The organism is Bacillus cereus group sp. BfR-BA-01349, assembly GCF_022663795.1.
Taxonomy (GTDB): domain Bacteria; phylum Bacillota; class Bacilli; order Bacillales; family Bacillaceae_G; genus Bacillus_A; species Bacillus_A cereus.
On the sequence record NZ_JAKUGE010000032.1, the window covers coordinates 39,299 to 58,538 of the forward strand.

The following is a 19,240-nucleotide window of genomic DNA, read 5'->3' on the forward strand; positions in this document are numbered from 1 at the left end:
CTACTGTCTACGGTACACTAATTAAATTCACAACATAAATGATTATATTAAAACTTCTTTATGAAGTCAACTTCCAAAATTTACGCTAATGTAGAAACGTCTACACGTACGCCAGGTCCCATTGTAGAAGCAACTGTTACGTTCTTCATGTAAGTACCTTTTGCAGCAGCTGGCTTAACTTTTTGTAAAGTGTCAGCAATTGTTTTGAAGTTTTCTACTAATTTAGCATCTTCGAAAGATACTTTACCGATTGGAACGTGGATGTTACCAGCTTTATCAACGCGGTATTCAACTTTACCAGCTTTGATTTCGTTAACAGCTTTAGTTACATCGAAAGTAACTGTTCCAGTTTTAGGGTTTGGCATTAAACCTTTAGGTCCTAATACGCGACCAAGTTTACCAACTTCACCCATCATGTCAGGAGTTGCTACTACTACATCGAAATCGAACCAACCTTGTTGGATTTTACCGATGTAATCAGTATCGCCTACGAAGTCAGCTCCAGCAGCTTCAGCTTCTTTAGCTTTTTCACCTTTAGCAAATACTAATACACGTTGTACTTTACCAGTACCGTGTGGAAGAACAACTGCGCCACGGATTTGTTGGTCAGCTTTCTTAGGGTCAACACCTAAACGGAATGCAGCTTCTACAGTTGCATCAAATTTAGCTGTGTTTGTTTTCTTTACTAATTCTACTGCTTCTGTTGCAGAGTAAGCAGCTGCACGATCAACAAGCTTTGCAGCTTCTACGTACTTTTTACCTCTTTTAGCCATTTTTATTTCCTCCTCGAATGTGGTTTTAGCGGAATAACCTCCCACGTTTACGCCTGTTTTCAGGTATAACCTGAGGATGAGCGCCATCCATTTATTTAAAAACGATAATCATTTACGATAATAAAGGTTGCGAATTGGAATTCCAGACCCGCAACCTTTTTTAAAAACAAATCGAATTAGTCTTCGATAACGATGCCCATACTGCGTGCAGTACCTTCAACCATACGCATTGCAGCTTCTACGCTAGCAGCGTTTAGGTCAGGCATTTTAGTTTCAGCGATTTCGCGTACTTTATCACGCTTAACAGTTGCCACTTTATTACGGTTTGGTTCACCAGAACCAGACTCAATACCAGCTACTTTCTTAAGAAGAACAGCAGCAGGAGGAGTTTTAGTAATGAAAGTGAATGAACGGTCCTCAAATACCGTAATTTCAACAGGGATGATAAGACCAGCTTGATCTGCTGTACGAGCGTTAAACTCTTTACAGAAGCCCATGATGTTAACACCTGCTTGTCCTAATGCTGGACCAACTGGTGGAGCTGGGTTAGCTTTACCTGCAGGAATTTGAAGCTTTACCATTTTAATTACCTTTTTAGCCACGAGACACACCTCCTTAAGTCCGTGATGTGGTCAATTGGACAGTGATTTGCCCTCCCACGTCATATTTTATCTGTAAGGATAAAATCTTTCAAAAAACGTCTCCGATAACGAAGACGTACTGACTTAAAAGATATTATCACTTTTTACAATTCATTTCAAGTTTCATTTTATAATTTTTCAATTTGATGGAAGTCAAGTTCAACTGGAGTCTCGCGACCAAACATGTCCACAAGCACGCTAACCTTTTTCTTCTCCACATCAATTTCTTCAATAGCACCTGTATAATCTGCGAATGGCCCCTCATTTACACGTACTGTCTCATGAAGTTCAAAGTCGAAATCAACCACTTCGTTGTCCATTCCCATATGTTTCATAATGGTAACAACTTCCTCTTCTAATAGAGGTGATGGTTTAGATCCAGAACCAGAAGAACCAACGAACCCAGTTACACCTGGCGTGTTACGTACAACATACCAAGAGTCATCAGTCATGATTAATTCTACTAATACATAACCTGGGAACACTTTTCTTTTCATTAATTTTTCTTTTCCGTTTTTCATTTCTACTTCTACTTCTTCCGGGACAACAACACGGAAAATTTTATCTTGCATACCCATTGATTCTACACGTTTCTCTAGGTTTGCTTTTACTTTATTTTCATATCCAGAATAAGTATGGACAACATACCAACTTTTTTCCATTCATTTAGGACGAGCGTCCTTCCCTCCCTGACGTACATTTTTTTGCGCAAATGAAAAAACCCGTTCACCGGGCTTTTACACAGTTCTTATAAATAACATTATATCATGGATAAGTGCTTCTTATTCAAGAATTAACCAAGAATTAACCGAATTAAAGAAGAAATGCCCATATCAACTACTGCGAAGAAAATCGCAAAGAACACAACTGTAGCAACAACAGTCGCTGTTGAGCGGAGTAATTCATCTTTTTTAGGCCAACTTACTTTTTTCATTTCGCGACCTACATCGCCGAAAAAGTTCGTTAAACGCATCTGCGGGACCTCCAGTGTATTATTTCAATTATTTATTTTGTTTCCTTGTGAACTGTATGCTGATTGCATGTTTTACAAAACTTTTTTATTTCAAGTCGCTCTATTGAGCTCGTATCTTTCATAGTAGAGTAGTTTCGATTTTTACACTCTTCACATGAGAGTACAACTTTTTTCCTCATTAGTTACACCAACCTTGTAACATTATGTCCCTAAAAATGTATCATACAATAAAAGACAATGTCAATGACATGCATTTTGTACTCTCTACAAAAGAAAACAGGTGATTTATTTTACACCTGCAGCACTTGTTACTTCTTATGAATTTAAAGTTGTACTTTCTCTCATTTCCATATATCGTTCCAATTTCCTCTTTACTCGTTGTAAAGCGTTATCAATAGATTTCACATGCCTGTTTAACTGTTCTGAAATCTCTTGATAAGAACGACCATCTAAATATAAAGAAAGCACTTTTCTTTCTAAATCGCTTAATAATTCAGATATTTTTGATTCTATGTCTGTATATTCTTCCTGGCTAATGATCATCTCTTCAGGATTAGTCACCTTCGCTTCAGAAATAACATCCAATAACGTTCGATCAGATTCCTCATCGTAAATCGGCTTATCTAAAGACACATACGAATTTAAAGGAATATGTTTTTGTCTTGTTGCCGTTTTAATAGCGGTAATAATTTGTCGAGTGATACATAGTTCAGCAAATGCTTTGAATGAAGACAGCTTGTCCTCTTTATAATCACGAATTGCTTTAAACAACCCTATCATACCTTCTTGAACAATGTCTTCTCGATCGGCACCCACTAAAAAGTAAGATCTTGATTTCGCACGAACAAAGTTCTTATACTTGTGAATTAAATATTCTAGAGCGTCAGTATTACCTTTTCGAACTAACTCAACGATTGCCTCATCCTCTAAATCACGAAATGTAACGTCGCCTATACTTACGAAGCCTGCTTCCACCTTGATCCCTCCGACCGCTATTTATTTAGCAATATTATACAGTAAAAAGATAAAGAGCGTCAATGCTTCAACGCTCTCCTCCTCTTAATTTTTCTAATTTTTCTGTAATATCCTTACTAAATATCTTTCGCATGGCAGGCTGCTGTTCTTTCGCGTCTTTTGTACGCCTTCTTACTTGTTGTTCCATCGCTTGTACTTCCAACTCTAATTCACGCGCAGATTTTCGAAGGGCACCTTGCCCAAATATAACCCATTGTTCTGTATAATCAGAAGTCGCAACATATATTTGTGTATTTATATTTCTAAGCTCTATTGCAAGTTGCTCTATCTTTTCGTCTGCAGTTTGATTCTTTCGTGTGAATATTACTTCTACACGAGATTGTTTCATCTTTTTTTCAATACCATGGACTGTATAGGCATCAAAGACTATCATCACTTTTGTGCCTGTATAACCTTGATAATCCGCCATCTTATCAATAAGCGCATCTCTTGATGATTGTAAATCTACATCCCGCAGTTTCTTCAAATCTCCCCAAGCTCCGATAATGTTGTAACCGTCAACGATTAAAATATCGTTCATTTTTTATTTACCAATTTCGTGACGTTTACGATATACCTCATACATTAACAAACTTGCGGCTACTGAAGCATTTAAGGATGTAACTTTACCAACCATCGGTAGAGTGATTAAGAAATCACACTTTTCACCAATAATACGACTCATACCTTTTCCTTCACTACCAATTACTAATCCAATCGGCATTGTACCATCTAAATTACGGTAATCCGTTTTCCCTTTGGCATCTGTACCAGCAATCCAAAGTCCACGCTCTTTTAATTCATCAATTGTACGAGATAAGTTTGTTACGCGCGCAACAGGAATGTATTCAATCGCTCCTGTTGATGCTTTCGCAACTGATGCTGTAAGTCCCACAGCTCTTCTCTTCGGAATAATAATTCCATGAGCTCCTGTTGCATCAGCAGTACGCATAATAGAACCTAGGTTATGCGGATCTTCAATCTCATCTAAAATCAAGAAGAACGGATCTTCATTACGTTTTTCTGCCACTTTGAATAAATCTTCTAACTCTGCATACTGATATGCAGCTACTTGAGCAATTACACCTTGATGATTACCCTCAACTAATTGATCTAACTTTTTCTTTGGTGCATGTTGTAAAATAATCTTATTTTCTTTCGCTAACGCTAGTACAATTTGTACTTGTCCTTTGGCAGCACCTTCTGCGATCCAAATTTTATTAATATCTCTCCCTGATCTTAACGCTTCAATTACAGGGTTACGTCCGATAATATATTCACTAGTCATGATGATGTGCCCCCTTCCTTTTCTTCTAAAACTGCAATTGCCTTATATACAATTTCGTCTAATCTTTCACGATTATTTAATAAATGATGATAACCAATTAGTGCTTCAAAGGCTGTACTATGTCGATATGTTTGTACATCCGTATTTTTCGGAACTGTACCTGAATTTGCATTACGCCCTCTTCTTAATACCGCCTCTTCTTCCTCTGTCAAAAATGCCGTCTCTAATAAATGATAAACAACTTTCGCCTGTGCTTTTGCTGAAACAAAGCTCGTCCCTAAGCGATGTAATTGATTAGGGCGAACTTTTCCTTTTTGAAGGAGGTGATAGCGGATATATTGTTCATATACCGCATCACCCATATACGCTAACGCCAAGCTGTTTAATTGCTTTGCATCAATCATCCTTATCCTCTTTTCCATCTTGTACCTTGAGCGGTATCTTCTAAAATAATATTACGTTCTTTTAAATCGTCACGAATTTGATCAGACAATGCGAAATCGCGATTTTTACGAGCTTCAATGCGCTTTTGGATAAGCTCTTCAATTTCTTCATCCAGTAATTCTTCTTTTGATAATTCTAATCCTAAAATATCAAATAACGTTTCCAGTTGTTTTACGTATGCTTCAATCACAACTTTAGATGTATGCTCTTCAAGTAAATATTGATTTGCATGATTTGCTACGTTGTATAATTCGGTAATTGCATTTGCAGTGTTAAAGTCATCATTCATTGCCTCTTCAAATGCAGTCTGGAATTTCTCTATTTCAGCTAACCATTTCTCATTATGGTCCGTTAAATCCGTACTACTCTCCATACGATGCTTTAAGTTTCCATAAGCTGTTTTAATTCTTTCCAGTCCATTATTCGTACTTTGTAATAACTCTTCACTAAAGTTAATCGGGTGACGATAGTGTACTGATAACATAAAGAATCTAATTAACTGCGGGTCGTATTGCTTAATAATATCGTGAACTAAAATAAAGTTACCAAGCGATTTAGACATCTTCTCATTGTTAATATTAATATATCCATTATGCATCCAGTAACGTGCAAACGTTTTTCCAGTCAATGCCTCTGACTGCGCAATTTCATTTTCATGATGCGGGAACGCCAAATCTTGCCCACCAGCATGAATGTCAATTGTATCCCCTAAGTACTTACGCGCCATTGCTGAGCATTCAATATGCCATCCTGGACGTCCTTGCCCCCAAGGGCTTTCCCAGAAGATTTCTCCTTCTTTCGCAGCTTTCCATAAAGCAAAATCAAGAGGGTCTTGTTTCTTTTCCCCTACCTCAATACGAGCACCATGACGTAAATCTGCGATTGGTTGATGTGATAATTTACCGTAACCTTCGAATTCCTTCGTCTTAAAGTACACATCACCCTCTGATTCATATGCATACCCTTTATTCACAAGTTCTTGAATAAATTCAATAATGATATCCATATTTTCTGTTACACGAGGATGAACTGTTGCATGTTTGCAACCTAGTGCTGTTACATCTTCAAAGTACGCTTCAACAAAACGATCAGCAATCGTTGGTACATCTTCACCTAATTCATTTGCCGCTTTAATTAATTTATCATCTACGTCCGTAAAGTTAGATACATATTGCACATCGTATCCTTTGTATTCTAAATAACGACGCACTGTATCGAATACCATAGGAGGTCTTGCATTCCCAATATGAATGTAGTTATAAACTGTAGGTCCGCATACATACATCTTTACCTTATTTTCTTCTAATGGAACAAACTCTTCTTTTTGACGTGTTAACGTATTATAAATGTGAATAGTCATTTTTATCCTTCCTTTCTACCTTTAATTCCAATTGTTTCTTCAATTTATCAAGTTCTACTTCCATAGCCTTTAATTTATCAAAAATCGGATCTGGAAGGTCAGAGTGATTTAATTCTTGACCAATCTTTACTCCATTTTGAATAACGACACGGCCAGGTATACCTACAACTGTAGAATGTGCAGGAACTTCTTTTAATACGACAGACCCTGCTCCGATTTTAGAATTCTCTCCCACAGTAATAGACCCAAGAACTTTAGCACCCGTCGCAATTAATACATTATCCTGAATTGTTGGGTGCCTCTTCCCTTTTTCTTTTCCTGTACCACCTAATGTAACCCCTTGATAAATCGTTACATTATCACCAATTTCACAAGTTTCTCCAATTACAACTCCCATTCCATGATCTATAAAAAAGCGTCGACCAATAGTTGCTCCTGGATGGATCTCAATGCCAGTAAAAAAGCGACTCACTTGTGAAACAAAACGTGCAAGAAAGAAAAAATTCCTTTTATAAAAAGCATGTGCAATTCGATGGGCCCAAACTGCATGTAATCCAGAGTAAGTTAAAATGACTTCGAAATAACCTCTTGCCGCTGGATCCTGTTCAAAAACGACTTCAATATCTTCCCGAAGCCTCTTAAACATCGGTGTTCCCTCCCCTTTATGGGCTGCTTTTTTGTCGAACGAACTAACTCCCCTAACTCATCACTTCTCCCCTAATTCTTTATATAAGGGGAGAAATTCTATATCTCTACCTATTTACACGGTATAAAAAAAAAGGCGTCTCTGTCATATTGACAGAGACGCCTTTTAAGCGCGGTTCCACTCTGTTTAGGCTTAAAAAAGCCTCAAACTCATCCATGATAACGGTGTACACCGCTTCTGCTTACTTTGCGGCCTAAGACGTCCCACGAAGCAATTCGCTGTTCAGCAGAAGACTCGAAGGGGCATTTCAAAAACCCGCTTATAAACCACTCCCAGCCTAAAGGTGGTTCTCTCTGTAAAAAGCCTGATTTTCTACTTCTCCTTCTCGTCGCTTTTCCTTATTAGATTTTAGGTATACTTATTATATTTCTAAATCTAGAAAATGTTAACCAATTACTTTTTGAAGACGATTTAAAACTTTTTCTTTTCCAAGAAGTGCAATAGCATTCGGAAGCTCTGGACCATGCGTTTGTCCTGTAGTTGCAACACGGATTGGCATAAATAAATTTTTACCTTTATGTCCTGTTTCCTTTTGAACTGCTTTAATTGCTGCCTTAATTGCTGCTGGCTCCATTGCTTCTAGAGCTTCTATTTGACCAGCAAATGCACGAAGTACTTCAGGTACTTGTTCACCATTTAATACTTCTTGTCCTTCTTCTTCATAATCAACATGATCTTTAAAGAACATTTCAGAAAGCTCTACAATTTCAGCTCCAAAACTCATTTGTTCATGGTATAAAGCAATTACATCACGAATCCAAGCTTGGTCTTGTTCGCTTAAAGTTTCTCCCACACGTCCAGCTTTCACTAAATGCGGTAAGCTTAACTCTACAACCGTATCTAAATCTTGCTTTTTCATATACTGGTTGTTCATCCATTTTAGTTTTTGATAATCAAATAATGCAGGTGATTTTGATAAACGAGCTGCATCGAACATTTTGATAAACTCATCTTTAGAGAAGATTTCTTCTTCTCCTACCGGAGACCAACCTAGTAGTGCAATAAAGTTAAAGATTGCTTCTGGAAGATACCCAAGCTCTTTATATTGCTCAATAAATTGAATAATAGATTCATCACGCTTACTTAACTTTTTACGACTTTCATTAACAATTAGAGTCATATGACCGAATTGTGGAATATCCCAGCCGAAAGCTTCATAAATCATCATTTGTTTCGGTGTATTTGAAATATGATCATCACCACGAAGTACATGTGTAATTTCCATTAGATGATCATCTACTGCTACTGCAAAGTTATAAGTTGGAATTCCATCTTTTTTCACAATAACAAAATCACCGAAATCATTTGAATGGAACGCAACTTCATCTTTTACAATATCTTTGAATGTGTAGTCACGATCAGCTGGTACACGGAAACGAATACTTGGAATACGTCCCTCAGCTTCAAATTCTTTCACTTGTTCTTCAGTTAATTCACGGTGGTTACCTGCGTAACGAGGTGTTTCACCGCGAGCGATTTGTCCTTCACGCTCTGCTTCTAGCTCTTCTTCTGTCATGTAACATTTATAAGCTAGACCACGCTCTAATAAATCTTCATATAATTTTTTATAAATATCTAAACGCTCTGTTTGGCGATATGGTCCAAATTCACCACCAACATCAACACCTTCATCCCAGTCCATACCGAGCCATTTCAAGTATTTTAATTGGCTTTCTTCTCCACCAGCCACGTTACGTTTTACATCAGTATCTTCAATACGAATAATAAATTTGCCATCTAAATGACGAGCAAATAAATAATTAAATAATGCCGTACGCGCATTTCCGATATGTAAGTGTCCTGTTGGACTTGGCGCGTAGCGCACTCTCACTTGCTTTTCCATAATTGGTACACCTTCCATTCTTAATGTCAACACATTCTATAATTGTACACCAAAAAAATGTGATTATCCATCTTACGAATTAAAAACCATTATTTTTTCTGTAATAAAACAACCGCTTGAGAAGCAATCCCTTCTTCTCTACCTGTAAATCCTAATTTTTCTGTTGTTGTTGCCTTTACATTAATGTTATTGATAGACGTTTCTAACAGTTCACTAATGCGCTTACGCATGCTCTCAATATGTGGTGCCATTTTTGGTTTTTGAGCAATAATTGTACAATCTAAATTTCCTAACTCGTAACCTTGTTCACGCACAAATTCCCAAACTTTTTGTAACAATACAGCTGAATCTGCATCTTTAAAAGCTGGGTCTGTATCAGGAAAATGCTTTCCGATATCTCCTGCTGCAATCGCACCTAAACATGCATCAGCAATCGTATGTAACAATACATCTGCATCTGAATGACCGATTAATCCTTTCTCGTGTGGAATTGTAATTCCACCGATAATCAACGGACGTCCTTCCGCAAATTCATGTACATCAAAACCTTGTCCAATTCGAAACATCCTTACTTCCTCCTTAAGCTAAACTACTGAGCTTTATGACTCTATATTATATCGCTATCCTTATAAAGAAAAGCCCGGCTGTTGCCGAGCTTTTCTTTATTAACACATCATCAACGTTATTTCTTCTGAACACGAAGGAAACTTTCAGCAATTAGTAGATCTTCCGGAGTCGTCACTTTAATATTATAGTAACTCCCCTCCACTACACCAACTTGCTTCCCAACGCGTTCTACGAGACTTGCATCATCTGTGCCAAGAAAACAACTTTGCTTTGCGCTTCTATGAGCTTCTAGCAAAAGAGAAACAGAGAATCCTTGTGGTGTTTGTACAGCGTTAAGTTGAGACCTCTCTACCGTTTCTACAACAACACCCCGCTCTACTTTCTTAACAGTATCTTTTACTGGCACTGCACAAATGGAAGCTCCATATTTTTCTGCTGCAGTTAATACATCGCGAATCACTTTATTCGTTACGAACGGGCGCGCCCCGTCATGAACAAGAACATATTCGACACCACTCGCATACTGAAGTGCGTTATATACGCTATCTTGTCTTTCGGCTCCACCCTGAATAAATTGTACCTGCTTTTCAATCTGGTACTTCTGCATCAACTCTTCAAAATACGGGCGTTCTTCTTCGTTAATTGCCATAATAATACTTTTGCACGCTTTATCTTTTTCAAAAGCACGCAATGTGTGCACAATAATTGGTACTTCATCTATAAGTAAAAATAACTTATTTTTACCAGCACCCATTCGTTTCCCTTGGCCCGCTGCCGGAATAATTAATGTATACATATTAATAATCCTCTACTTATAATGCTTTTTCTAGCAATTTACGTTTTGCGAAAATCATACGACCAGCCGATGTTTGTAATACGCTAGTAACAAGTACATCAAGTTGTGAACCCACATACTCTCTACCATCTTCTACTACAATCATCGTACCATCATCTAAGTATGCAACACCTTGATTCTGTTCTTTACCATCTTTCACAACATAAACACTTAATTCTTCACCAGGGAGTACGACTGGTTTAATCGCATTAGCTAAATCATTAATGTTTAACACCGTAACCCCTTGTAATTCAGAAACTTTGTTTAAATTGAAATCGTTTGTTACTACAGTTCCACCAGTGATTTTTGCCAACTTTACAAGCTTGCTATCTACTTCTTGGATATCATCGAAATCGCCTTCATAAATTTCTACCGGAATTGGCATCTCCTTTTGAATACGATTTAAAATGTCTAGTCCTCTGCGGCCACGATTACGCTTTAAAGCATCTGAAGAATCGGCAATATGCTGAAGCTCTTCTAATACGAATTGTGGAATGACGATTGTTCCTTCTAAAAACTTTGTTTGGCAAATATCTGCAATACGTCCATCAATAATTACACTCGTATCGAGAATTTTCCAATGAGTCGTAGATTTTTCTGCTTCGACCTCTACCTCTTCATTCTCACTATTGTTTTTCTTCTTACCTCCGCGTTGGGGTAATGTAAATAATCCTAGCAATTCATTCCTCTTTTTAAATCCTACTTGGAATCCTAAATATCCAAGTAAAAGGGTGAAGAACACTTGCAACACCGTACTAATAACTGGAATTGTAAATTCACGAATTGGTATCAAAATTAAATATGCAACAATAAGACCAGAGATTAATCCTAATGTACCAAATAAAACATCTGCTACAGGCGCCTTTACAAGAGCCTCTTCAATATGCTTAATAAGTTGAACAATATAATCTACAAGCCAAAATGTTGTTAAAAATAAAATAATTGCACCAATAATTGCACGAACATACGATCCTTCCAACAAAGGAACCGCACCGATATCTAATACATTAATAATTTTTGGGATTAAGTAAATCCCTAACGCTCCCCCGATCACTAAAAAGAAGAGCTGTACAATCCGTTTTAACATCCAACCACCTCCTACTCATTATTAACCATTGTTTCGCTAATCAAAACGCCGAATGCAAAAGCGGACGTGTTTTTTTGTAAATAGTTTTATTTACCAATATATCATATACCAAAAATGTTCTAGTGTCGTTATATTATAGAATCAATGTAATATTCTTAATTGTGTCTACTCATATAGAGATGCTCTTGAATTCTTTTTAGACCTTCTCGTATTTTCTTCGCTCTCACTTCTCCAATTCCTTCCACATCATCCAATTCATTAATAGTTGCTCGGCAAACACCTTGCAATGTTTTAAATCGATTAATTAAATTTTCGATAATAAGTGGCGGAACACGAGAAATCTTGCTTGTGATTCGGTATCCTCTAGGTGTCACACTTTCTTCTAAACTTGTTTGTCCTGAATACCCAAGTAATTTAACTAAATCACTATCCTCTAAAAGTTGTGTATTTGCAAGATCTTGTAACTTTTTCAAGATTTGATGATGGTCTTGTGTTTTCTCCTGGTGATAATCTTTAATTAACAATGCTGCCTCTGCCTCTAAATCAGCTAGTAATTCTGTAAGCTGTAAACGAATTAACCTACCTTCTGTTCCTAGCTCATGAATATAGCTCAATATTTCATTTTTTATACGCAGCACCATTTCAACACTATGTAAAACGTGAACCACCTCGGACATTGTAACGACCTCTTCAAATTCTAGAATACCCAAATTCGTAATGCCGTCATTCCATACAGCCTTATATTTTTCTAGCGTTTGAATTGCTTGATTTGCCTTCGTTAAAATGACACCTATATCTTTTAATGTATAACGTAAGTTCCCTTGATATAGCGTAATTACATTACGTCTTTGTGAAATGGCCACAACAAGGCTGCCCGTCTGCTTTGCTACACGCTCTGCTGTTCGGTGACGCATACCTGTTTCAATAGAATCAATAGATGAATCCGGAACTAACTGTGCGTTTGCAATTAAAATTTTACTTCCAGTTTCATTTAAAATAAGTGCTCCATCCATTTTTGCTAATTCATATAAACTAGCAGGAGAGAATCCGCAATTAATATGAAAACCACCATCAACAATGCTTTTAATCTGCTCATTATACCCAAGAACAATTAGTCCCCCTGTTTGTGCGCGAAGTACATTATCTATCCCTTCGCGCAGTGGTGTTCCCGGGGCCACGAGCTGTAAAATATTAATTATACTTTTGACACGTTGCTTATTTTCTTCCATAGCCTAGCCTCCTAATGTCAAACGAAGCGCTTCTCCTAAATTAGAAACACCTACAACCTCAATCCCCTCTGGAATTGTCCACCCCCCTAAATTTTTTCTAGGAATGATAGCACGTTGAAATCCTAATTTAGCTGCTTCTTGTACACGTTGTTCGATTCTTGATACTCTTCTTATTTCTCCAGTTAATCCAACTTCTCCTATTACCGCATCAGTTGGTGCCGTAGATTTATCTCTAAAACTTGAAGCTATACTTAAGGCAACAGCTAAATCAATTGCCGGTTCATCTAATTTCAAACCACCAGCTACTTTTAAATGCGCATCTTGATTTTGTAATAGTAAACCTGTTCTTTTCTCTAGTACCGCCATAATAAGCGAGACACGATTATGATCAATTCCTGTCGCCATTCTTCGAGGATTTCCAAAACTAGTAGGGGAAATTAATGCCTGTATTTCTACTAAAACTGGTCTTGTTCCTTCCATTGAGGCAACTACTGTTGAACCTGCAACTCCAACTGGTCTTTCCTCAAGGAAAATTTCAGAAGGATTTAAGACTTCTGCAAGGCCAAGTTCTTTCATTTCAAAGATACCCATTTCATTCGTAGAACCAAAACGATTCTTTACAGCTCGTAAAATACGATATGTATGGTGTCGATCTCCTTCAAAGTAAAGAACTGCATCGACCATATGTTCTAGCATACGCGGTCCCGCAATTGCACCTTCTTTTGTCACATGCCCTACGATAAAAATTGGGATTCCCTTTGTTTTTGCAAGTTTCATTAATTCTGCTGTACATTCACGTACTTGCGCCACACTACCAGGAGCTGATGTCACTTCAGGTAAATGTATCGTTTGAATAGAATCAATAACAACAAAAGCAGGATTCATCTCTTCAATATGTGCTGCAATACGCTGTAAATCTGTCTCTGATACAACAAATAGATTACTACCATTTACATGTAAACGATCTGCACGAAGTTTAATCTGCTTTGCTGACTCCTCACCTGATATATACAATACATCATATGAAGCATCTGCTAATTGCGAGGAAATCTGTAATAATAACGTTGATTTTCCAATCCCAGGGTCCCCACCAATAAGTACTAAAGATCCATCTACAATTCCGCCACCTAGTACACGGTTAAACTCCTGAAATTTTGTTTCAATACGTGCCTCAGACTTTGTTTCTACTTCTATAAGACGTCTTGGTTTTGTTACTTCTGTTTGAATTGCATTTGCATAATTTAGGCGTCTGGATGATACAACGGGTTTCATCTCTTCAACAAGCGAATTCCATTGACCACACCCTGGACATTTACCCATATATTTTGGTGATTGATAACCACACTCTTGACATGTGAATTTTGTTTTCTTTTTAGCCATATCTTTTTATATTTCACTTCGCTTTCATCTATAAACATTTGACCTTCTCGTACAAGAAAGAGGGCTATCTCGTAGCCCTCTTAGTTTGTCTATACTTATTTTACCTTTTCAGCACTATGAATGACAAATGTTTCCCCTTCTACATCAAAGATAACTTTTTGCCCTTTCTCAATAGCACCTTTTAAAAGTTCTTCCGATAGTCTATCTTCTACATGCTTCTGAATTGCTCTACGTAGTGGACGAGCACCATATTCACGATCAAACCCTTTATCAGCAATAGCTGTAATCGCCCCTTCTGTTAATTGCAATTCAATTTCTTGTTCTTTTAAGCGATTCACTAACTGATTTACCATAAGAGTCACAATTTCTTGAATATGTTTTTTCTCAAGCATATGGAATACGATAATTTCATCAATACGGTTTAAGAATTCTGGACGAAATGCCTTTTTCAGCTCATCCATTACTTTACCTTTCATATCCGAATAATCACGGCTTTCATCTTGTACGTTAAATCCAAGATGTTTGTTACGTTTTAACGCCTCAGCACCAACGTTAGACGTCATAATAACAATCGTATTACGGAAGTCAACTGTACGTCCTTTAGAATCAGTTAAACGACCATCTTCCAATACCTGTAGTAAAATATTAAATACATCGGGATGCGCCTTCTCTACTTCATCTAATAGGACAACTGAATACGGCTTACGACGAACCTTCTCTGTTAATTGTCCGCCTTCTTCATACCCAACATATCCTGGAGGAGAACCAACTAAGCGAGAAGTTGAATGTTTCTCCATATACTCAGACATATCAATGCGAATCATTGCATCCTCATCACCGAACATAGATTCTGCCAATGCTCTTGCTAATTCTGTTTTACCTACACCTGTTGGTCCTAAGAAAATAAATGAACCAATTGGACGTTTCGGATCTTTTAGTCCTGCTCTTGCACGACGAACAGCTTTCGCTACAGCCACTACCGCTTCATCCTGGCCGATGACACGATCATGAAGAATGGATTCTAAGTTTAATAATTTATCAGTCTCTGTTTGTGCAAGTTTAGAAACAGGGATACGTGTCCATGTAGAAACGACATTTGCAATATCTTCTACCGTAACCTCTGAATTTTCTTTTCCTTGTTGCTCTTTCCACTGACGCTTTGTATCTTCCAATTTCTCACGTAAGCGTTGTTCCATATCACGTAAGGAAGCAGCCTTTTCAAACTCTTGACTTTGTACAGCCGCATCTTTTTCTTTTCGAATTTCCTCAAGCTTCACTTCAAGCTCTTTTAAGTTTGGTGGTGTTGTATAAGAGCGTAAGCGAACCTTTGAAGCAGCTTCATCAATTAAATCAATTGCTTTATCCGGTAAGAAACGATCCGTAATATAACGATCAGAAAGTTTTACAGCTGCATCAATTGCATCATCTGTAATAGACACACGGTGATGCGCCTCATAACGATCGCGTAAACCTTTCAAGATTTGAGTTGATTCTTCTAGACTCGGCTCATCAACATGAATTGGCTGGAAACGTCTCTCTAAAGCTGCATCCTTTTCAATATATTTACGATACTCATCTAAAGTTGTCGCACCAATACATTGTAATTCTCCGCGTGCTAAAGATGGTTTTAAAATATTTGATGCATCGATTGCACCTTCTGCTCCACCTGCACCGATTAATGTATGAAGTTCATCAATAAATAGAATAATATTCCCTGCTTGACGTATTTCATCCATTACTTTCTTTAAACGATCTTCAAACTCACCACGATATTTCGTCCCAGCTACCACTGTTCCCATATCTAGTGTCATAACACGCTTATCTCTTAACGTTTCAGGAACTTCATTATTTACGATTTGCTGTGCTAACCCTTCAGCAATTGCTGTTTTACCTACACCAGGCTCTCCAATTAACACTGGATTGTTTTTTGTTCTACGGCTTAACACTTCAATTACACGTTGAATTTCTTTACTACGTCCAATAACAGGATCCAAACGATTCTCACGTGCAACAACTGTTAAGTCGCGCGCTAAACTGTCTAGTGTCGGTGTATTGGCATTTGTCGATGAACCACCTTGGTGACCTGAACTCGCTTCGTTACTTCCAAGAAGTTGTAACACTTGTTGTCTTGCTTTGTTGAGGCTTACGCCTAAATTATTTAAAACACGTGCCGCTACACCTTCACCTTCACGGATTAAGCCAAGTAAAATATGTTCTGTTCCAACGTAAGAATGTCCTAGCTTACGCGCTTCATCCATAGACAATTCAATAACTTTTTTAGCACGAGGTGTATAATGTACAGTTTGAGAAGCTTCTGTTCCACGTCCAATTAACGCTTCTACCTCTTTTTGCACTTTTTCCGGGCTCAATCCAAGAGCAATTAACGCTTTTGCTGCAATTCCTTCACCTTCGCGTACAAGCCCAAGTAAAATATGTTCTGTTCCAATATTATTATGCCCAATGCGAATTGCTTCCTCTTGAGATAAAGCTAATACTTTCTGTGCTCTTTCTGTAAATCTTCCAAACATCATAGAAATCGCCTCCTACTTGCGCTTAGTTTTTTTCAATACGTAATCGCTCACGGATTAAGGTTGCTCTTCGATAATCTCTTTCTTCTGGTCCTAAAGGTCCTCCTGCGTATTGTTGTAAAATACCTGGTTGCGTAAGAACCATTAGCTCAGTCAAAATATTTCTCGATATACCTTTTATATATCCTAGATCAATACCAAGTCGTACATCCGATAAGCAAGTTGCCGCTTCTGCAGATTGAATTAAACGACTGTTTGCTAGTATACCGTAAGAACGATAAACCTTATCTTCAAGCTCAATACTCGAATTTTGTACAATTAATTCTCTGGCCAATTTTTCTTGTTGTATAATTTGCTGCATGACACTCTTTAAATCTGCAATAATATCTACTTCGGATTTCCCTAGCGTCATTTGATTTGATACTTGAAATATATTACCTAACGCTTCGCTACCTTCACCGTATATTCCTCTTACTACTAACCCTAATTTTTGAATTACTTGTATAATACGGCTAATTCTTTTTGTTAAAACCAGCCCTGGTAAATGAATCATTACAGAAGCTCTTAATCCTGTACCAACGTTAGTAGGACAACTCGTAATATATCCAAGTGATTCATCAAAAGCATATTCAACCTCTTTCTCAATCCAATTATCTATTTGATTAGCGCTTTGAAGCGCCTTTGATAACTGTAGCCCTGGAAATAGGCACTGAATCCTAATGTGGTCTTCCTCATTAAGCATCACACTAATGTGTTCGCTTTCTGATAACAGACATGCTCCATATTCGGTCCCTGCGAGATTTGGACTAATTAAATGCTTTTCGACTAAAACTCTCCTTTGAAGAGGCGTTAATTCATTCATTTTTAATAATCCAAACTTCCCAAAGGGCTCTACCGATTTATTTATAAATTTCTTTTTAAATAATTCTTGAACCTGTTGAGCTTCCTCTTCGTTTTGCATAGTAGAAAATTGATATTGCTTAAAATTACGAGCCAAACGAATTCGACTACTTAAAACAATATCAGAATCAGGGCCATCCCCCTTCATCCATGGACTAATCGCTTCATTCATAATTTTGTCCAGTGACATAGAACTACTCCCCCTCTCTATGCTCACTAAGCTGAGTTTCAAGCCCTCGAATTTCATCTCTTACCTCAGCAGCTTTCTCAAACTCCTCATTCTGTGCATATTGTTTCAGAATAAGTTTTAGTTCATCTAATTCTTTCTTTAAGTGGATATTTCCTTCCATTCGTTCCGGAATTTTTCCACAATGTTCTGTATGTCCACCATGAAGTCGCTTTAACAATGGGTTTAAGTGTCCTTTAAATGTATCGTAACAAGAAGCACAACCAAAGCGTCCCACTTTTGTAAAATGTTCATATGTCATCTTACAATCTGGACATCTTACTGTATTTGTATTTGAAAACCCGTTTTTTTCTTCTCCAAACATTGTTGATTCACCGTGTAATAAACCAGCAAATACATCATGAAATGAAAAGTTAGACTGTGATGATTGAAAGAAAGACGTATAGCCACTTTGCTCCGCACATTGCTCACAAAGATGAACTTCCGCCTTCTTCTCGTTGATTACTTTTGTATAATGTAAAGTTGCTGGTCTTATATTACAGTTTTGACAAGTCATCAATATCCCCACCTTTAAAATAGGAACGATCTACCTCATGATACTTTTCATACATTACTAGATTGTCCTCTTTCCTTAATCCATTTAGATAAAAGTACATGCTCTTTTTCAAAACTTCTACAATATTTAACTGCCCTATCTTAATTATCATTCTTTTACAAAAGCTGTATTTATTTATATTTCAGTGTTCTTAACATTGCGCATAATATTCGAGCCCTAAGTTCATCTCGAGAAGGAATATCCATTGATAATACAGAACGATCTAGTACACTTAACATTAGTTTTGCTTCACGGCCTGTTATAATTCCCTCTTCTAATAAACGTATAATCATACTCTCTGCATTCCCTTGTGCAACGCTATGATCAATCATATGAAGCATTTGATCAATAATGTCTATATCATCATGCAGTTTGACTTTTATAATGCGAATGTAACCTCCACCACCACGTTTACTTTCTACTATAAATCCTCTTTCTAATGTAAAACGGGTATTGATTACATAATTGATTTGAGATGGTACGCACTCGAATCGATCCGCAATCTCATTTCTTTTGATTTCAATCACATTATTATTACTTAAGTCAATAACTTGCTTTAGATATTGCTCAATGATATCAGATATATTTCTCATTTATCCGCCACCTTTATTGACTTTGACTATCTTTGACTTTAATTATATACGTATTAATAAAATTTGCAACTCTTTTGCTTATTCACTATCCTAGCCACATTCCCCTGTATTTAATCAACATGGTAATTATTTAAGCACATTTTTTTAATTACTATGGATTATAAAAGAAAACACGAAAAAACACGAGTCATTTGACTCGTGTTTAGTTGCTTGGCGACGTCCTACTCTCACAGGGACAAGGTCCCAACTACCATCGGCGCTAGAGAGCTTAACTTCCGTGTTCGGTATGGGAACGGG

Annotated in this window: 21 protein-coding genes, 1 rRNA gene and 2 other annotated features (1 of these 24 only partly in view); all 22 genes read right to left on the reverse strand. The window is 37.3% G+C overall.

All coding sequences use genetic code 11. The features are described from left to right. Positions 1 to 31: a sequence feature (ribosomal protein L10 leader region), on the reverse strand (it extends 114 nt beyond the left edge of the window). Positions 32 to 80: 49 nt separating this feature from the next. Further along, positions 81 to 773, reverse strand: coding sequence for a 50S ribosomal protein L1 (gene rplA, locus MR169_RS18015; protein WP_001987630.1), 693 nt, complete (start codon positions 771 to 773; stop codon positions 81 to 83). Between the two features lie 176 nt (positions 774 to 949). Beyond that, positions 950 to 1,375, reverse strand: coding sequence for a 50S ribosomal protein L11 (gene rplK, locus MR169_RS18020; RefSeq protein ID WP_001085872.1), 426 nt, complete (start codon positions 1,373 to 1,375; stop codon positions 950 to 952). 167 nt (positions 1,376 to 1,542) lie between these two features. Further along, on the reverse strand, positions 1,543 to 2,076 hold the full coding sequence (gene nusG / locus MR169_RS18025; protein WP_000415794.1) for a transcription termination/antitermination protein NusG: 534 nt from the start codon (positions 2,074 to 2,076) through the stop codon (positions 1,543 to 1,545). A gap of 131 nt (positions 2,077 to 2,207) precedes the next feature. After that, entirely contained in the window at positions 2,208 to 2,387 is a 180-nt protein-coding gene (gene secE / locus MR169_RS18030) for a preprotein translocase subunit SecE (RefSeq protein ID WP_001241323.1), read from the reverse strand. A 32-nt stretch (positions 2,388 to 2,419) separates the two neighbouring features. Beyond that, the gene (rpmG, locus tag MR169_RS18035) at positions 2,420 to 2,566 is read right to left on the reverse strand and encodes a 50S ribosomal protein L33 (RefSeq protein WP_014481927.1); all 147 of its coding nucleotides are present in this window, start codon (positions 2,564 to 2,566) and stop codon (positions 2,420 to 2,422) included. 136 nt (positions 2,567 to 2,702) lie between these two features. After that, complete coding sequence (locus MR169_RS18040; RefSeq protein WP_242319782.1) at positions 2,703 to 3,362, reverse strand: RNA polymerase factor sigma-70; 660 nt, start codon at positions 3,360 to 3,362, stop codon at positions 2,703 to 2,705. Between the two features lie 67 nt (positions 3,363 to 3,429). Beyond that, a complete protein-coding gene (locus tag MR169_RS18045) occupies positions 3,430 to 3,942 on the reverse strand; it encodes an NYN domain-containing protein (protein WP_242319783.1) in 513 nt (170 codons plus the stop codon). 3 nt (positions 3,943 to 3,945) lie between these two features. After that, entirely contained in the window at positions 3,946 to 4,689 is a 744-nt protein-coding gene (gene rlmB / locus MR169_RS18050; RefSeq protein ID WP_000200237.1) for a 23S rRNA (guanosine(2251)-2'-O)-methyltransferase RlmB, read from the reverse strand. Beyond that, positions 4,686 to 5,093: a Mini-ribonuclease 3 gene (locus tag MR169_RS18055; protein ID WP_000564261.1), complete on the reverse strand. Its 408-nt coding sequence runs from the start codon at positions 5,091 to 5,093 to the stop codon at positions 4,686 to 4,688. Before MR169_RS18055 ends, rlmB begins: the two co-directional genes overlap by 4 nt. A 2-nt stretch (positions 5,094 to 5,095) precedes the next feature. After that, positions 5,096 to 6,493 (reverse strand): cysteine--tRNA ligase, encoded by a 1,398-nt coding sequence (gene cysS, locus MR169_RS18060; protein WP_000152276.1) that lies wholly within the window; start codon positions 6,491 to 6,493, stop codon positions 5,096 to 5,098. Then, positions 6,474 to 7,139 (reverse strand): serine O-acetyltransferase, encoded by a 666-nt coding sequence (gene cysE / locus MR169_RS18065; RefSeq protein WP_000476497.1) that lies wholly within the window; start codon positions 7,137 to 7,139, stop codon positions 6,474 to 6,476. Before cysE ends, cysS begins: the two co-directional genes overlap by 20 nt. A 151-nt stretch (positions 7,140 to 7,290) precedes the next feature. After that, positions 7,291 to 7,537 (reverse strand) — a binding site (T-box leader). Between the two features lie 47 nt (positions 7,538 to 7,584). Further along, positions 7,585 to 9,042: a glutamate--tRNA ligase gene (gene gltX / locus MR169_RS18070; RefSeq protein ID WP_242319784.1), complete on the reverse strand. Its 1,458-nt coding sequence runs from the start codon at positions 9,040 to 9,042 to the stop codon at positions 7,585 to 7,587. Between the two features lie 89 nt (positions 9,043 to 9,131). Continuing rightward, positions 9,132 to 9,608 carry a 2-C-methyl-D-erythritol 2,4-cyclodiphosphate synthase gene (gene ispF / locus MR169_RS18075; protein ID WP_000488388.1) on the reverse strand — a complete coding sequence of 159 codons (477 nt, stop codon included), beginning with the start codon at positions 9,606 to 9,608 and terminating at the stop codon, positions 9,132 to 9,134. A 116-nt stretch (positions 9,609 to 9,724) separates the two neighbouring features. After that, positions 9,725 to 10,405 carry a 2-C-methyl-D-erythritol 4-phosphate cytidylyltransferase gene (gene ispD / locus MR169_RS18080; protein WP_242319785.1) on the reverse strand — a complete coding sequence of 227 codons (681 nt, stop codon included), beginning with the start codon at positions 10,403 to 10,405 and terminating at the stop codon, positions 9,725 to 9,727. A gap of 16 nt (positions 10,406 to 10,421) precedes the next feature. After that, positions 10,422 to 11,531 (reverse strand): PIN/TRAM domain-containing protein, encoded by a 1,110-nt coding sequence (locus MR169_RS18085; protein WP_000919677.1) that lies wholly within the window; start codon positions 11,529 to 11,531, stop codon positions 10,422 to 10,424. Positions 11,532 to 11,686: 155 nt separating this feature from the next. Then, positions 11,687 to 12,760, reverse strand: a complete 1,074-nt coding sequence (gene disA, locus MR169_RS18090) for a DNA integrity scanning diadenylate cyclase DisA (protein WP_242319786.1) — start codon at positions 12,758 to 12,760, stop codon at positions 11,687 to 11,689. 3 nt (positions 12,761 to 12,763) lie between these two features. Continuing rightward, positions 12,764 to 14,140, reverse strand: coding sequence for a DNA repair protein RadA (radA, locus tag MR169_RS18095; RefSeq protein ID WP_242319787.1), 1,377 nt, complete (start codon positions 14,138 to 14,140; stop codon positions 12,764 to 12,766). Between the two features lie 95 nt (positions 14,141 to 14,235). Next, on the reverse strand, positions 14,236 to 16,671 hold the full coding sequence (gene clpC / locus MR169_RS18100; protein WP_000971186.1) for an ATP-dependent protease ATP-binding subunit ClpC: 2,436 nt from the start codon (positions 16,669 to 16,671) through the stop codon (positions 14,236 to 14,238). A gap of 22 nt (positions 16,672 to 16,693) precedes the next feature. Further along, positions 16,694 to 17,758 carry a protein-arginine kinase McsB gene (gene mcsB / locus MR169_RS18105; protein WP_000050843.1) on the reverse strand — a complete coding sequence of 355 codons (1,065 nt, stop codon included), beginning with the start codon at positions 17,756 to 17,758 and terminating at the stop codon, positions 16,694 to 16,696. 4 nt (positions 17,759 to 17,762) lie between these two features. Then, complete coding sequence (mcsA, locus tag MR169_RS18110; RefSeq protein WP_242319788.1) at positions 17,763 to 18,311, reverse strand: protein-arginine kinase activator protein McsA; 549 nt, start codon at positions 18,309 to 18,311, stop codon at positions 17,763 to 17,765. A gap of 170 nt (positions 18,312 to 18,481) precedes the next feature. Further along, a complete protein-coding gene (ctsR, locus tag MR169_RS18115) occupies positions 18,482 to 18,943 on the reverse strand; it encodes a transcriptional regulator CtsR (RefSeq protein ID WP_001244558.1) in 462 nt (153 codons plus the stop codon). A gap of 208 nt (positions 18,944 to 19,151) precedes the next feature. Further along, a 5S ribosomal RNA gene (gene rrf / locus MR169_RS18120) occupies positions 19,152 to 19,240 on the reverse strand; the annotation flags it as partial.

Bases quoted from the DNA above. Each gene is read 5' to 3' on its own strand.
- nusG (WP_000415794.1), bottom strand. From the start codon at position 2,076: ATGGAAAAAAGTTGGTATGTTGTCCATACTTATTCTGGATATGAAAAT.
- mcsB (WP_000050843.1), bottom strand. From the start codon at position 17,758: ATGTCACTGGACAAAATTATGAATGAAGCGATTAGTCCATGGATGAAG.
- MR169_RS18045 (WP_242319783.1), bottom strand. From the start codon at position 3,942: ATGAACGATATTTTAATCGTTGACGGTTACAACATTATCGGAGCTTGG.
- secE (WP_001241323.1), bottom strand. From the start codon at position 2,387: ATGCGTTTAACGAACTTTTTCGGCGATGTAGGTCGCGAAATGAAAAAA.
- gltX (WP_242319784.1), bottom strand. From the start codon at position 9,042: ATGGAAAAGCAAGTGAGAGTGCGCTACGCGCCAAGTCCAACAGGACAC.
- ctsR (WP_001244558.1), bottom strand. From the start codon at position 18,943: ATGAGAAATATATCTGATATCATTGAGCAATATCTAAAGCAAGTTATT.
- MR169_RS18085 (WP_000919677.1), bottom strand. From the start codon at position 11,531: ATGTTAAAACGGATTGTACAGCTCTTCTTTTTAGTGATCGGGGGAGCG.
- MR169_RS18055 (WP_000564261.1), bottom strand. From the start codon at position 5,093: ATGATTGATGCAAAGCAATTAAACAGCTTGGCGTTAGCGTATATGGGT.
- rplA (WP_001987630.1), bottom strand. From the start codon at position 773: ATGGCTAAAAGAGGTAAAAAGTACGTAGAAGCTGCAAAGCTTGTTGAT.
- ispF (WP_000488388.1), bottom strand. From the start codon at position 9,608: ATGTTTCGAATTGGACAAGGTTTTGATGTACATGAATTTGCGGAAGGA.
- rpmG (WP_014481927.1), bottom strand. From the start codon at position 2,566: ATGAGGAAAAAAGTTGTACTCTCATGTGAAGAGTGTAAAAATCGAAAC.
- radA (WP_242319787.1), bottom strand. From the start codon at position 14,140: ATGGCTAAAAAGAAAACAAAATTCACATGTCAAGAGTGTGGTTATCAA.
- clpC (WP_000971186.1), bottom strand. From the start codon at position 16,671: ATGATGTTTGGAAGATTTACAGAAAGAGCACAGAAAGTATTAGCTTTA.
- rlmB (WP_000200237.1), bottom strand. From the start codon at position 4,689: ATGACTAGTGAATATATTATCGGACGTAACCCTGTAATTGAAGCGTTA.
- ispD (WP_242319785.1), bottom strand. From the start codon at position 10,405: ATGTATACATTAATTATTCCGGCAGCGGGCCAAGGGAAACGAATGGGT.
- cysE (WP_000476497.1), bottom strand. From the start codon at position 7,139: ATGTTTAAGAGGCTTCGGGAAGATATTGAAGTCGTTTTTGAACAGGAT.
- disA (WP_242319786.1), bottom strand. From the start codon at position 12,760: ATGGAAGAAAATAAGCAACGTGTCAAAAGTATAATTAATATTTTACAG.
- cysS (WP_000152276.1), bottom strand. From the start codon at position 6,493: ATGACTATTCACATTTATAATACGTTAACACGTCAAAAAGAAGAGTTT.
- mcsA (WP_242319788.1), bottom strand. From the start codon at position 18,311: ATGACTTGTCAAAACTGTAATATAAGACCAGCAACTTTACATTATACA.